Genomic DNA, 12,679 nt, shown 5'->3' with positions numbered 1-12,679 from the left:
CAATAAGAAACAACCGCTCCTTTTCCACAAATGAATAATTTTACGCTCAATCGTCGTCGATTTCTTCAAGGGACTTCTGCTTCTATAGCATTATCCACCCTAGATGCTAGTGGTTTGAATGTGAATAATCCTGCCAAAACGTATCGTGTGGCCTTGATTGGAACTGGCTGGTACGGAAAAAGTGATTTGTTTCGCCTTATTCAAGTGGCTTCGGTAGAGGTAGTAGCCCTTTGTGATGTGGACAAAAATATGCTTGAAGCCGCTGGAAAGCTGGTAAGTCAACGTCAGAAATCAGGCAAAGTACCTCTGCTGTACGGCGATTACCGCAAAATGCTGGCCGAAAATAAACTCGATATTGTGCTGATTGGCAGTCCTGACCACTGGCATGCCATGCAAGCGATTGACGCCGTTAAGGCAGGAGCGCACGTATATGTACAAAAGCCGATTAGTGTCGATGTAATGGAAGGCGAAGCGATGGTAGCGGCTGCCCGTAAGTACAAGAAAGTAGTACAAGTAGGTACCCAGCGAAAAAGTACGCCGCACTTGATTGAGGCCAAAAAGAACATTGTCGATGCAGGTTTGTTGGGAAAAATATCGCACGTAGAAATGTGTTGCTATTATCACATGCGCAACAATGGAAATCCACCTGTGCAAGCCGTTCCCGACTTCTTTGACTATGAAATGTGGACAGGCCCCGCGCCAATGCGTCCGTACGATGGTTTGCCGCATATTCGTTGGTGGCGGACGTTTAAAGAATACGGAAATGGCATCATGGGCGATATGTGTATTCACATGTTTGATACCGTGCGCTGGATGTTGCATTTGGGCTGGCCCAAGCGCATTACATCGTCGGGAGGGATTTATGTGCAAAAAGAGGGTAAATCAAATATTTCAGATACGCAGTCGGCGATTTTTGAGTATGATGAATTGAACTGCGTATGGCAACATCGTACGTGGGGAACACCCGCAAATCCCGATTATCCGTGGTCATTTACGCTCTACGGAGAAAAAGGGACGCTTTGGGCCAGTACGATGGCCTATGATTTTATTCCACAAGGGAAGGGCGAAAAAATCCATAAAGATGTGGTGTATGAAAAAGAAAAATATCCCGAAGATTTGACCGAAGAGCGCATTGAGCTAAATGCTGCTCCTGCAACCCGCCTTCACATGCTCGACTTTATTGCGGCTATTGAAAATAATTCGCGCCCAGTGGCAGATATTGAAGAGGGGCATATTTCGACGGCTAGTTGTATTCTTGCCAACATGTCGATGGAATTAGGACGTCCTTTGGTATATGATCCTAACAAACGGGTGGTCGTAGGTGATGCCGAAGCAACAAAAAAATTAGCTCGACCCTACCGAGGCTCGTGGGTGCATCCAGACCCCAATCGTGTCTGAAAACTAGGCGAAAAGTAGGTTTTAGGAGCAGCAATGCTCCTTTTTTGTTTTTTACGTCAAGGTTAAAAATATCCTTAGACGATGGTAACAGGAAGGTAGATTCAAAAATTTTGTGTTTATTTAGGGGATTTTTAATGCCCTTTTAATCTAGCAGCATTACTTTACCCCATTATGCCCCAATTGATAGATTTAAGTACCTTCGGAGAAGAAGAAGGGAAATTGACTGTTTTTGAGAAAGTTTTACCAGGAGATATAAAACGAGCTTTTTATATTTATGGTGTGCCTTATGACCAAGAGCGTGCAAAACACGGTCATTTTACGGCAACAAATGCCTTAGTGATGGTCGCGGGGAGTTGTCGGGTTCGGGTTAGTCATAGTGGACAAGAAGATACGTATATTCTTAATTCGCCTTCACAAGCACTTGTTTTACATCCAGGAGATTGGCACATTATGGATCAGTTTACGGCAGATGCGGTGCTGTTGGTGATGTCAAATCAGTACTATGATAAGAGCGACTATTTCTTTGAAAAACCATGATACTTCATCTCGATCTTAAACGTACAAATCAGCCGTATCAGGCTGAAATAGCGGAAGCGATGCAACGCGTGGCGGAGTCAGGATGGTATGTGTTGGGAAAAGAAGTGGCGTCGTTTGAAGAAAATTGGGCGGAGTATTGTGGTACTTCTCATTGTTTGGGAGTTGCCAACGGACTAAATGCCCTCGAACTGATTTTTAAAGCCTTTGATTTTCCCGCAGGAAGCGAAGTCATCGTTCCTGCCAATACCTACATCGCGTCGATTCTTTCGGTTACTACTTTAGGTTTAACTCCGATTTGGGTAGAACCAGACCCCAAAACGTTCAACATTGACCCACGTAAGATTGAAGAAAAAATTACGCCTCGTACCAAAGCCATTTTAGCCGTACACCTCTACGGAAAGTGTTGCGATATGAAACCCATTTGGGACATCGCGCGCCGATATAGCTTAAAGATTGTTGAAGATGCAGCCCAGGCTCATGGCGCCACTTACCAGGGTCACAAAGCGGGTAATTTGTCGGATGCGGCGGCCTTTAGTTTTTATCCTACCAAAAATCTTGGTGCACTCGGCGATGCAGGAGCGATTACGACCAACGATGCCGACTTGGCCCGCAAAATTGCCAGCTTGCGCAATTATGGTTCGACTATCAAGTACTACAACGACCACGTAGGAACCAATAGTCGTTTGGATGAATTGCAAGCGGCGATTTTGAATGTGAAATTGAAGTATTTAGAAACGGAAAACCAGCGCCGTCGCGAACTAGCGCGCTTTTATTTGTCTGAAATAAAGCATCCTGATTTGGTGCTTCCGAGCCTCAAAACGCTTTACGAAGATGCATGGCACTTGTTTGTGGTTCGTCACCCCAAACGGGAGCAATTCATTGATTATTTGATGGACAACGGCATTCAAGCAACGGTGCACTATCCAGTTCCTCCGCACAAACAAAAAGCCTATTCAGAATATAATCATTTGAGTTTGCCTATTTCAGAACAAATTCACAATGAGGTGATTAGTCTTCCTCTGAACCCTTCATTAACCGACGAAGAGGCGCGCCATATTGTTCAAGTTATCAACCAATCTGTCTATCAACCCCATGCTGCTGTCGGTTATCATTCCCGTCTATAACAGCGAACAGACGATTAATCGACTCGTTGAGCATGTACTGGAAACGCTAGACCGAACTACCCTTGAAATCGTTTTGGTCAACGACGGCAGTCGCGACCGTTCGGAGCAGGTATGCACTGAATTAGCAAAGCGTTTTTCGGAGGTGAAATTTATTTCATTACGCCGTAATTCAGGGGAGTTCAATGCCGTCATGTGCGGTTTGAACCATGCTTCGGGCGATTATTGTGTGATGATTGACGACGATTTTCAGAATCCTCCTACTGAAATTTTAAAACTCGTTGAGACCGCCCAACAAGGCGATTATGACGTGGTATATTCATTTTATGCCACAAAAAAACACTCGTGGTTCCGAAATTTTGGCAGTTGGTTGGTCAACCGTGTGACTACGTGGTTACTCGAAAAACCCAACGATTTGTACTTGTCGAGTTTCAAGTTGATTAATCAAGCTGTCGTTCAAGAAATTATCAAATACAAAGGCCCGTATCCGTACCTCGACGGCCTGATTTTTAGAGTCACCCGCAACGTCGGACGAGTGCAGGTGTCGCACAATGCCCGCGAAGAAGGTGAATCGGGGTACACTTTGCGCAAACTTACTTCGCTTTTTATGACGATTCTGTTTGGGTATTCGCTCAAACCTTTGCGGTTGCTGACGGCTACGGGTTTGGCCTTTTCGGGTTTCTCACTATTGGCAGTGCTGATAGATTTGGTGTTGTACGCCATTCATTCTGAATTTTTCATTCTTAATTCGGTACTCATTCTGCTTACTTTTTTTAGTGGATTGATTTTGACCTGCTTAGGGATTGTGGGGGAATACATTGGCCGCATTTTTATGGCCCAAAGTGGCTTGCCACAATACGTGGAAAAAATGGTGATTACAAAGGAACCGCAAATAAAAAAATAAGAATCTTTAACGCGATTGCGATGATAGGTAAACAGGATGAATACGAACGGATGTTCAACGCTGAACGCCAATTGTGGTGGTATAAAATTTTGCATCAGAAGGCAACCGAGCGTATCAAACAACATTTTACGAACCCAACAAACCTTACTATTTTGGACGCAGGATGCGGAACGGGCGGAATGTTGATTCATTTAAAAGAACAAGGTTTTAAGGCCATCGAAGGGTTTGATTATTCGGAAGATGGTGTCAAGTTTTCGCAGTCGAGAGGCTTGGACGTGACGTATTTTGACCTAACAAAAATTGCGACTTATAAACCCGAAAAAAAGTTTGACGTTATTATCTGCAATGACGTTTTTACGTATTTTTCGGATGCAGTTATTGTGGATGTTTTGGCCGCTATTAAGGCTAAATTGGCCCCAAACGGCATTTTTATTACCAATAACAATGCCCATGCTGCTTTTGCGGGAGTACACGATGTGGTGGTGGGAGGACAAAAAAGATTTGTCAAAGAGGACATGCAAAGGTTGGCAAAAGCCGCCGATTTGGAAGTGACCTACGCCACCTATTGGAGTTTCTTTTTATCGCCGCTTATCATGGCAGTACGGGCATGGCAACGGTTTCAGATGAAACGGGGATGGATTGATCTTAGTAAAGAGTCGTCTGATGTGGCAGTTCCGCCGTCTTTCATCAATAATACGCTGTATTGGTTGGTAAAAATTGAAGAAAGTATCATTGGTAAAGGCCCTTTCGGAAGTTCGGTTTTTGTGACAATGGCTCCTAAGAAAGTATGATAATAAAACGCGCTGAAGCTTGGTGGAATATCCTCTTTGTCAGTAGTTTACTTGTATTGATAATCATTAGGTGGTATTATCAAATTCCAACCGAACTGGATGTGGATACGAGTACGTGGATCAGTTCGGCCATCAGTACAGCGCACGCTGACCGCCCGCTTTGGACCTTACTCAATTACTCCGACAGCCGCCCACTCACGGTATTTCCTTTGGCGGTGGCCGAAATGGCAGGAATCAAAGTCGATTGGGCGCTGGCCGACGGGATTGGGGTCATGCTCTGGGTCGCCACGCTGACGTTTGTCTTTCTGATGTTTAAACATTGGTTTTCTTCGGCACGGTCATTTTTGTTTACTGCTCCTCTGCTGTTCTTCCAAGCGTTTCATTTGTGGCCTGGTTTTATGACCTACAATTCAGAACACATTTGTATTCTGATGTTGACAGTGGGTTTTTGGGCGGTTATCAAACTGAAAGACAGCGTTTATCCTTCGTGGTGTTATTTTCTTCTGGGGTTGTGGCTGGGGCTTTTGCCGTTTGCTAAGTTTCAAACCATTCCGATGGGGTTGATTTTGGCGCTTTTTCTCCTTTTTTTTCTACTCAAAACCCAACAATGGAAACGTCTTTTGGCGTTGATAGGAGGCGGAATTTTGCCTCTGTTGTTAGTAAATGGGTATTATTATCATTACGACCAACTGGAAACATTCTGGAATGATTATTTCTGGAATTATTATTACTACTCATTTTCTACCGTTCATTCAAAACTAGAAACCAGTAACCGTTTTAGTCCACTTACCATCGGGCGATTTGTGTTTCAGCCTGCCGCTACCCGTGTTTTTTGGGGAGTTCAACTTGTATTAATTTCGATAGGGGTTGTTCAGTTTTTACGATTTCCTTCGCGGCGCGTGGTCGTTTCCCGCTCCGTGATCGGCCTTGCGGTGGGAGTGGCCTTGGTAAGTTTGTACGCCGTTTTACAAGCAGGAAATCCGTTTGACCATTACTTATTGTTTTTGTTTGTTCCTTCGGTCGTGTTGGCGAGTTTTTGCTCTCTGTACTTTTCGCCCAAAACGTTTTCTAGCTTGTGGACAGTGGCCCTTTTGGTAATCGCCTTAGAAGGTGTGAGAAATGTGATTGCGTTTCCTTTGGGAACTATTCCTAAGCTGCCTAAGTCAGATGCAATGATACGCAGGGCAATACAAGCGAATATTTTTCCCAACGAAACAATGACGATTTGGGGCTATGCCGACCGTTTTTTTGTGTATGAACACTTGCCAGCAGGCAATCGCCTCCCACACTCATACTGGATTTATACCAAAAGCCCCTTGCAAACCCACCGTCAACGCGAATTGATTGATGATTTAGACCAAAATAAACCCGCGTTATTTATGGATGCCATGGTGGCCCCTGTGTCAACCATTTATGTTCCTGACAATGTGAATTACCGCCACGAAAAATTTCCAATCATTGCAAAATATGTTAGGGAGCATTATACGTTGGTAGATGTAGTGAAAGGCGCTCGCTTTTACCGACGAAAAAAAGAGTGAAATTTGAATCTAAGTAGCCTATCAGCGAGAGAGTGTCAGGCGCTTCATTAAATTTGTATTTATAAAAATGAGTAGTGAGTTAAATAGCAAATAAAACATCATGTCAGACAAAAGCACCGAATTCCTTTATAATTACTTAAACAACGCCTCTCCGACGGGTTTTGAATCGTCGGGACAACAAATTTGGCTTGATTACTTGAAGCCTTACATTGACGATTATCTCGTGGATACGTACGGAACCGCCGTAGGTATCATCAATCCCAACCAGCCTTACAAAGTGGTGATTGAAGCGCACTCGGACGAGATTTCTTGGTTTGTCAATTACATCTCCGAAGATGGCTATATCTATGTGATTCGCAATGGCGGTTCTGATGCCCTGATTGCTCCTTCAATGCGTGTTAATCTTCATACAAAAAAGGGTACTGTCAAAGGTGTTTTTGGGTGGCCTGCCATTCACGTTCGCGACCTCGCCAAAGAGATGGCCCCCAAAGTGGCTGATTTGACCATCGACGTAGGTGCGAGCAGCAAAAAAGAAGTAGAAGAAATGGGTATCCACGTGGGGACGGTCGCTACGTTTTCGGACGGGTTGTTTGAAATGAACAATCGCTACTACGTAGGGCGTGCGTTGGACAACCGTATGGGTGGGTTTATGATTGCAGAAGTAGCGCGTCGTTTGAAAGAAAACAATGTTGAACTTCCGTTTACGCTGTACATCGTCAATGCGGTACAGGAAGAAATCGGTTTACGCGGAGCTGAGATGATTGTACGTCGCCTGAAGCCCGACTTGGCCATTTGTACCGACGTAACGCACGACACACAGTCGCCGATGTACAAGAAAAAAGAACAAGGAGACATGAAGTGCGGTGGTGGCCCTGTATTGTGCTATGGCCCTGCGGTGCAAAACAACGTGTTGGACATGCTAATCGGAGTAGCCGAAGACAAAAAGATTCCGTTCCAACGCCAAGCCGTAAGCCGCTCGACGGGCACGGACACCGACGCTTTTGCTTACGCGACCGAAGGGGTTGCTTCTGCATTGATTTCATTGCCATTGAAATACATGCACACCACGGTGGAAACCGTCCACAAAGATGACGTGCAAAATGTAATTAATCTCATGTATGAGGTGCTCGTTCAACTCAAAGGAAACGAGGACTTTAGATACATTAAATAGGGAATATACTGCGGTTATGAGAAACCGCAGGCATGGGCGCTGCCCCCGAACTACGATTCGGGGGCAACAAGGCCCAGCGTCTCCGACGCGTCTTTTTGCAGTAATTGGGGTTTGAGAAATCGCAGGCATGGGGGCGTAGGTAACGACACCTCAAGACTTTGTAGTTCCTCAAAATTTTTGTAAATTCACAGAGTGAAAAAAGGGAAAGAAATATTATTAGACTTCTTTGTGGATAGGTTGACAAACTCCATCCAAAATACTATATCAGGAGATAGTTTCCCTACTGAAGTCTCTCGCTTTACGCTCAAAGACAGTAAACGAACTGCCAAGAAAAATGGTTGGAACTTCAATTGGAAAGCAGAATTGAAGGACGATATTAATGAAGTTTATAAGCTTACGATTGTACATAATCCTGATATTATTCAGGGAGTTTTGAGTGTTCGTAAAGAAAGTGACCATATTTTCATGAACTTGCTTGAGAACGCACCTTTTAACATTGGACAAAATAAACTCTATGTGGGCGTTGCAGGAAACCTCGTTGCTTATGCCTGTAAACTTTCTTTTCAATACGGTTTTGATGGGTTCGTGGCGTTTACTGCTAAGACGAAACTAATAGCCCATTATGAAGCTTCCTTGGGGGCTAATCACATTGGGGGGCATCGAATGATTATTGAAACCCACGCAGCAAGATTTTTAGTCGAAAAATATTTTAAATCATAATTCTATGGGATTTATAAAAGAACCTAAGGGTATTGACTTTATTATTCAAAGTAAACCCTTGACTGAGAAAGACAGGCAAGATATCAGTAAACATATTGCAGATTATAAAGAGAAGTACGCTAAGAAGCTGGTTGTCAAAACGAAAGCAAAACAACCAGCCTGAAACAGACAACTTCAGAACGAACACCACTGCCCCCGAACTACGATTCGGGGGCAACAAGGCCCAGCGTCTCCGACGCGCATTTTTGCAGCAACTGGGTTTTGAGAAACCCTGCTGCGGTTATGAGTAACCGCAGTCACGGGCGCCGCCCCCGAACTACGATTCGGGGGCAACAAGGCTCAGCGTCTCTGACGCAACTACCCCAAATAAGCCCTTAAATTAGCAATTACTTTCTGCGTCAAACGTACCTTTGACTCCTCCGTAAAACCCGCAGAATGCGGGTACAGCAAGACATTCTTCATTGTCGAAAATGCTTTATAATGTTTTCCTGCTCCATCGGAATCCAAGATGGCAAAAGACGTCGGGTCGCTTTGAAGCCAAGCCGCAAAGGCATTTACGTCAAACGTAGGCCCTAGCGAAGTATTGATGAGAATTGAGTTAGGTTTTTTGACCAAAAACTCCCGTTCTCCCAACAAAATCGTGTGTTTAGGTAAATGCGTCGTGACCACGTCGCAGGTAGCTAATAGTTCATGAAGAGGTAAAAAATGAATGCCGTTTTGTTCGGCTTCGGGTTTCGGTTGTCGCCCAAAATAATACACCGTCATGCCAAAGTGCAGGGCTGTTTTGGCGACCATCATTCCTAACGTTCCCAGTCCAATCACCCCCAAGGTTTTTCCTCCCAATTCTACGGGCTGTGGTTTCCATTGGTGCGAGCCAAAGCCTTTAAAAAGTTGAATAAGTTGCGCAAAAATGTATTCAACAACGCCTTCGTCCCCATAATCACGCACTCCCAATACCTTAATTCCTAACTCACGCGCTTTACCAATGTCAACGTTGGCCGAAGCTTCACTGTACAAACTACAACACATTCCGATGTACTTGAGCGAGGGCGCAGCGGCAATCACATCGGCCGAAACAGGCGTTTGCCAGCTGACAAGCACACAATCACTTTGCCCAATTCGAGCTAAGGTTTCTTCATCAGAGGTCGGGAGGTCGTAGTAACGAAGCAGAGGTTGGCGGGAAAAAGTGGCAATTTCTTGAATGCCTTCTTCGGTAAGGCGGCAGGAATCAATGATGGTAATTTGGTCAAATAGCATCCCAAAAGCTTTTTGTGAGAAGGTGCAATAGTATGAAGAATTTGGCCTAAATTCACACATTCATTTACAAACTCTCCCTTTTCTATGCTCCAACTTAGACCTATGTTGCTGAGTGCGTCGTTGTTGCTAAGTACCAGCGCAATCGTACTGGCACAACCTGCTCCGCTTTCTTCTTTGTACAAACAAACGAGCGACGTGCATCATTTGATGGCTAATTATGCCGCCGACCGTGGAAGTCTAATCCGTTTTTACGTCATCGAAAACTCTCCCGAGCGCCGACAACGCCTCGAACGGCTTTCGACCGATTACCTTCAGCAACTGAAAAAACTGGATTTTGATAAACTACCTGTTGATAGTCAGGTTGATTACCTGTTGTTTCAGCGCAATTTGCAGGTGGACTTACGCGAACTCGCCAAAGAAGCCAACGAAGTTTCGCAGACCCAAGCGTGGTTTCCGTTTGCCGACCGTATTTATGCTTTAGAAAAATCGCGTCGCCGTGGGACGTCGGTGGAGGGAGAAAAAATAGCTGTTGAGCTAAATACTCTAGCGCGTGAAGTGGCAGAAGCCCGAAAAATGGTTGAGAAACTCGATAAGATTGACCCAATTTTGGCCGACCGAGCATCAGGAACGGCCACGGGGCTAAAATCGGCCATGAAAAGTGTGTTTGAATTTTATAATGCCTACGACCCCGATTTTACGTGGTGGGTGCCGCAGCCGTACCAAAAACTTGATAGTGCGCTGACGTCGTATGCCTCGTTTTTTGCCAAAAAAGCCAAATTAGCTGCTCCTACAAAAGACGACGGAAGTGGTATCAATGGCGTGGCCGTGGGGCGGGATGAACTTATTCGACAGCTCGAATTTGAATTTATTTCCTACACTCCCGAAGAACTCATTGACATAGCCAACAAAGAATTTGCGTGGTGCGACCGTGAGTTGCTCAAAGCATCTCGCGAGATGGGCTTTGGCGACGATTGGAAAAAAGCACAGGAAAAAGTAAAAAATTCGATGGTGCCCGTGGGGGAACAACCTGCCATGATTTTGCGACTTTACAACGAGTCGGTTGATTTTCTTAAAAAGAATGATTTGATTACGATTCCACCAATTGCGGAAGAAACGTGGCGGATGGCGATGATGTCGGCAGAACGTCAGAAGTTTAGCCCATTTTTCTTGGGAGGTGAAACTATCTTGATTTCGTACCCCACGGCGGCAATGTCGCACGAAGATAAATTGATGAGTATGCGGGGAAATAACCCTCATTTTTCGCGCGCTACCGTTCACCACGAACTGATTGCGGGACACCACTTACAAGGGTTTATGAACAATCGCTACAAGACGTACCGCCGTTTTCGTACGCCGTTTTGGACCGAAGGCTGGGCCTTGTATTGGGAAATGATTTTGTGGGATATGAACTTCCCGCAGTCGCCCGAAGACCGCGTGGGGATGCTGTTTTGGCGAATGCACCGTTGCGCTCGGATTATCTTTTCGCTCAATTACCATTTAGGAAAATGGACGCCGCAGCAGTGTATCGACTTTTTGGTGGATAGGGTAGGGCACGAGCGTGCCAATGCGGAGGGAGAGGTGCGTCGCTCGTTTGTAGGTGGATACGAGCCACTCTATCAGTTGGCGTATATGACGGGAGCGTTCCAGTTTTATGCGCTCAAAAAAGAGTTGGTTGATTCCAAAAAGATGACTTACAAGCAGTTTCACGATACCATCATGCAGCAAAATTCATTGCCCGTGGACATGGTACGCGCTGTGATGACCAACAAAAAACTTGCTCCTGACTACAAGTCTTCGTGGAAGTTTTATGTACCTCCTGTGATGAAGTAGGGACTATTTATTTACCACATAGTACACATTAGTTTTTCACATCAGGAATCATAGCTTTCTATGTTTACTATGTGACAAATTCTAAAGTGCACTATGTGGTAAAAATATTACTTCGGAGCCATAAGCACTTGTTCGGTAGAAAAAGGCTTACCAAACGAAGGGGGAGATGGATGGATAATTTAGGAATTCATGGCTTGATTTTTACAACCGTAATGGGAGGGCACTTCTCAGTTATTGGCTCAAAGATTTGATAATTACTGTACATTGGGCATAAGCCATAAAAAAGCTCCAATCGATACCTAACACCTTTTTTTAGTGTTAATTGGGGGAGTTCATTTACGAAAGCCCAATTGCCAGGGAAATCTTCTTCTGTTAGTATGTAGGCACTAATAGTACCTTGATAGGAGATATTCAATTGGTAGTCACTAGTACAAGCACTAGTAAGCTTGTGAATTCTGGGGGTAACACATTCGCTACATGGTTGTACGTAAGATCTAATGATGGTATCTTTATAACATGAATTACTACCTTCAAATCTAAAACGCATAGAATTCATGTGAGTGCCATAAACGGTTACCGTATCGTTTATAAGGGGTTGATTAAAACTAGATGGAGTTTCAAACGTAAAATAGTTGACAAAAAAGCCATAACCATTTTGGTACCTATTCGATTTGTCAGCATTGTTCGTTTGTATAATTAGTGAACCATCACGGCTTACACCACTAAGTGAACACAAGGAGGCTTGTACAGTCAATTTTGTAATTTGCACATCACAGTTACTCAAGCCTTTGGCAACGAAGAAATAATTGATACGAAGCGTAGGTCGTATAAGTGGAGCAGGATTACTGACTGACAGAAAAGAGACGCTATTGAAATTATAAATTGTTTGAAAACTGACCTGATATTTATTTCCCCCCAAGGGCTTAATCATTGAAGGAGCAAGGGTTATACATTCCGAAGGGGTGTTATTCCACTCGGTGCAGAGTTGGTAGAAGAAAGAGTCACTCGGTCGAGTAAAGTGCTGGAGAGAATCTAACTCAAAAACAAAACCTACAATGGTTCCTTTGGGGAAAATAGTATTTGTGATAACTTTTAATTTTTTGTTATCTGTTGAAGTAGAAAATGTAAAAGTGTCAGTTGTGTCGTTATCAATTACTTGAGGAATAGAAGTGATAACAGGAGAGTTGGGATTTATGTCATATAACCCAGCACTTTTAACTACTTCTGAGCCTACTAAAGGTTTTAAACCGACGAAATTCTGCCCCAAAATGTTATTAGACAACAGTAGGAACAAGCAAATAATCAGTGACTTCATGTTTTTTAGAGTAGAGTTGTTTACCTAAAAATACAGCAAAAATTATGCCGTATTTTTAGGTGTCTTGAGACTGGTTTCTCTAGTAATAAGTCACTTT

General features: G+C 44.1%; 12 protein-coding genes. 10 read left to right on the top strand and 2 right to left on the bottom strand.

Going from position 1 to position 12,679, the window contains the following annotated elements:
* Positions 1–30 precede the first annotated feature (30 nt).
* From AC23P2_RS11935 to AC23P2_RS11895, 9 genes are all read left to right on the top strand, one after another.
* On the top strand, positions 31–1,398 hold the full coding sequence (locus tag AC23P2_RS11935) for a Gfo/Idh/MocA family protein (protein WP_487773407.1): 1,368 nt from the start codon (positions 31–33) through the stop codon (positions 1,396–1,398).
* Positions 1,399–1,569: 171 nt separating this feature from the next.
* Positions 1,570–1,935, top strand: coding sequence for a sugar 3,4-ketoisomerase (locus AC23P2_RS11930; RefSeq protein WP_487773406.1), 366 nt, complete (start codon positions 1,570–1,572; stop codon positions 1,933–1,935).
* Complete coding sequence (locus tag AC23P2_RS11925) at positions 1,932–3,059, top strand: DegT/DnrJ/EryC1/StrS family aminotransferase (RefSeq protein ID WP_487773405.1); 1,128 nt, start codon at positions 1,932–1,934, stop codon at positions 3,057–3,059. Before AC23P2_RS11930 ends, AC23P2_RS11925 begins: the two co-directional genes overlap by 4 nt.
* Complete coding sequence (locus AC23P2_RS11920; RefSeq protein WP_487773404.1) at positions 3,028–3,960, top strand: glycosyltransferase family 2 protein; 933 nt, start codon at positions 3,028–3,030, stop codon at positions 3,958–3,960. The genes AC23P2_RS11925 and AC23P2_RS11920 overlap by 32 nt, the downstream gene beginning before the upstream one ends.
* Positions 3,961–3,980: 20 nt before the next feature.
* Positions 3,981–4,751 (top strand): class I SAM-dependent DNA methyltransferase, encoded by a 771-nt coding sequence (locus AC23P2_RS11915; RefSeq protein ID WP_487773403.1) that lies wholly within the window; start codon positions 3,981–3,983, stop codon positions 4,749–4,751.
* Complete coding sequence (locus tag AC23P2_RS11910; RefSeq protein ID WP_487773402.1) at positions 4,748–6,289, top strand: hypothetical protein; 1,542 nt, start codon at positions 4,748–4,750, stop codon at positions 6,287–6,289. The genes AC23P2_RS11915 and AC23P2_RS11910 overlap by 4 nt, the downstream gene beginning before the upstream one ends.
* Positions 6,290–6,389: 100 nt before the next feature.
* A complete protein-coding gene (locus AC23P2_RS11905) occupies positions 6,390–7,460 on the top strand; it encodes a M42 family metallopeptidase (RefSeq protein WP_487773401.1) in 1,071 nt (356 codons plus the stop codon).
* Between the two features lie 192 nt (positions 7,461–7,652).
* Positions 7,653–8,180, top strand: coding sequence for a hypothetical protein (locus AC23P2_RS11900; RefSeq protein ID WP_487773400.1), 528 nt, complete (start codon positions 7,653–7,655; stop codon positions 8,178–8,180).
* Positions 8,181–8,184: 4 nt separating this feature from the next.
* The gene (locus tag AC23P2_RS11895; RefSeq protein ID WP_169731816.1) at positions 8,185–8,343 is read left to right on the top strand and encodes a hypothetical protein; all 159 of its coding nucleotides are present in this window, start codon (positions 8,185–8,187) and stop codon (positions 8,341–8,343) included.
* 194 nt (positions 8,344–8,537) lie between these two features.
* On the opposite strand, the gene AC23P2_RS11890 is transcribed toward AC23P2_RS11895, so the two are convergent.
* Positions 8,538–9,437, bottom strand: a complete 900-nt coding sequence (locus AC23P2_RS11890) for an NAD(P)-dependent oxidoreductase (RefSeq protein WP_487773399.1) — start codon at positions 9,435–9,437, stop codon at positions 8,538–8,540.
* 84 nt (positions 9,438–9,521) lie between these two features.
* On the opposite strand from AC23P2_RS11890, the gene AC23P2_RS11885 reads away from it, so the two are divergent.
* Positions 9,522–11,267, top strand: a complete 1,746-nt coding sequence (locus tag AC23P2_RS11885) for a DUF885 family protein (protein WP_487773398.1) — start codon at positions 9,522–9,524, stop codon at positions 11,265–11,267.
* A 187-nt stretch (positions 11,268–11,454) separates the two neighbouring features.
* Here AC23P2_RS11885 and AC23P2_RS11880 read toward each other — a convergent pair whose 3' ends face one another.
* Positions 11,455–12,582 (bottom strand): hypothetical protein, encoded by a 1,128-nt coding sequence (locus tag AC23P2_RS11880; RefSeq protein WP_487773397.1) that lies wholly within the window; start codon positions 12,580–12,582, stop codon positions 11,455–11,457.
* Positions 12,583–12,679: the final 97 nt, after the last annotated feature.

This window comes from Runella sp. R0.1_18 (assembly GCF_057652155.1).
The sequence above is the reverse complement of the archived record's forward strand: the minus strand, read 5'-3'. Positions and strand labels throughout refer to the sequence as shown.

What these genes read in the sequence shown, in the direction of transcription:
- AC23P2_RS11925 (WP_487773405.1), top strand. Translation starts at nt 1,932, where the DNA reads ATGATACTTCATCTCGATCTTAAACGTACAAATCAGCCGTATCAGGCT.
- AC23P2_RS11905 (WP_487773401.1), top strand. Translation starts at nt 6,390, where the DNA reads ATGTCAGACAAAAGCACCGAATTCCTTTATAATTACTTAAACAACGCC.
- AC23P2_RS11890 (WP_487773399.1), bottom strand. Translation starts at nt 9,437, where the DNA reads ATGCTATTTGACCAAATTACCATCATTGATTCCTGCCGCCTTACCGAA.
- AC23P2_RS11920 (WP_487773404.1), top strand. Translation starts at nt 3,028, where the DNA reads ATGCTGCTGTCGGTTATCATTCCCGTCTATAACAGCGAACAGACGATT.
- AC23P2_RS11910 (WP_487773402.1), top strand. Translation starts at nt 4,748, where the DNA reads ATGATAATAAAACGCGCTGAAGCTTGGTGGAATATCCTCTTTGTCAGT.
- AC23P2_RS11885 (WP_487773398.1), top strand. Translation starts at nt 9,522, where the DNA reads ATGCTCCAACTTAGACCTATGTTGCTGAGTGCGTCGTTGTTGCTAAGT.
- AC23P2_RS11930 (WP_487773406.1), top strand. Translation starts at nt 1,570, where the DNA reads ATGCCCCAATTGATAGATTTAAGTACCTTCGGAGAAGAAGAAGGGAAA.
- AC23P2_RS11895 (WP_169731816.1), top strand. Translation starts at nt 8,185, where the DNA reads ATGGGATTTATAAAAGAACCTAAGGGTATTGACTTTATTATTCAAAGT.
- AC23P2_RS11880 (WP_487773397.1), bottom strand. Translation starts at nt 12,582, where the DNA reads ATGAAGTCACTGATTATTTGCTTGTTCCTACTGTTGTCTAATAACATT.
- AC23P2_RS11915 (WP_487773403.1), top strand. Translation starts at nt 3,981, where the DNA reads ATGATAGGTAAACAGGATGAATACGAACGGATGTTCAACGCTGAACGC.
- AC23P2_RS11935 (WP_487773407.1), top strand. Translation starts at nt 31, where the DNA reads ATGAATAATTTTACGCTCAATCGTCGTCGATTTCTTCAAGGGACTTCT.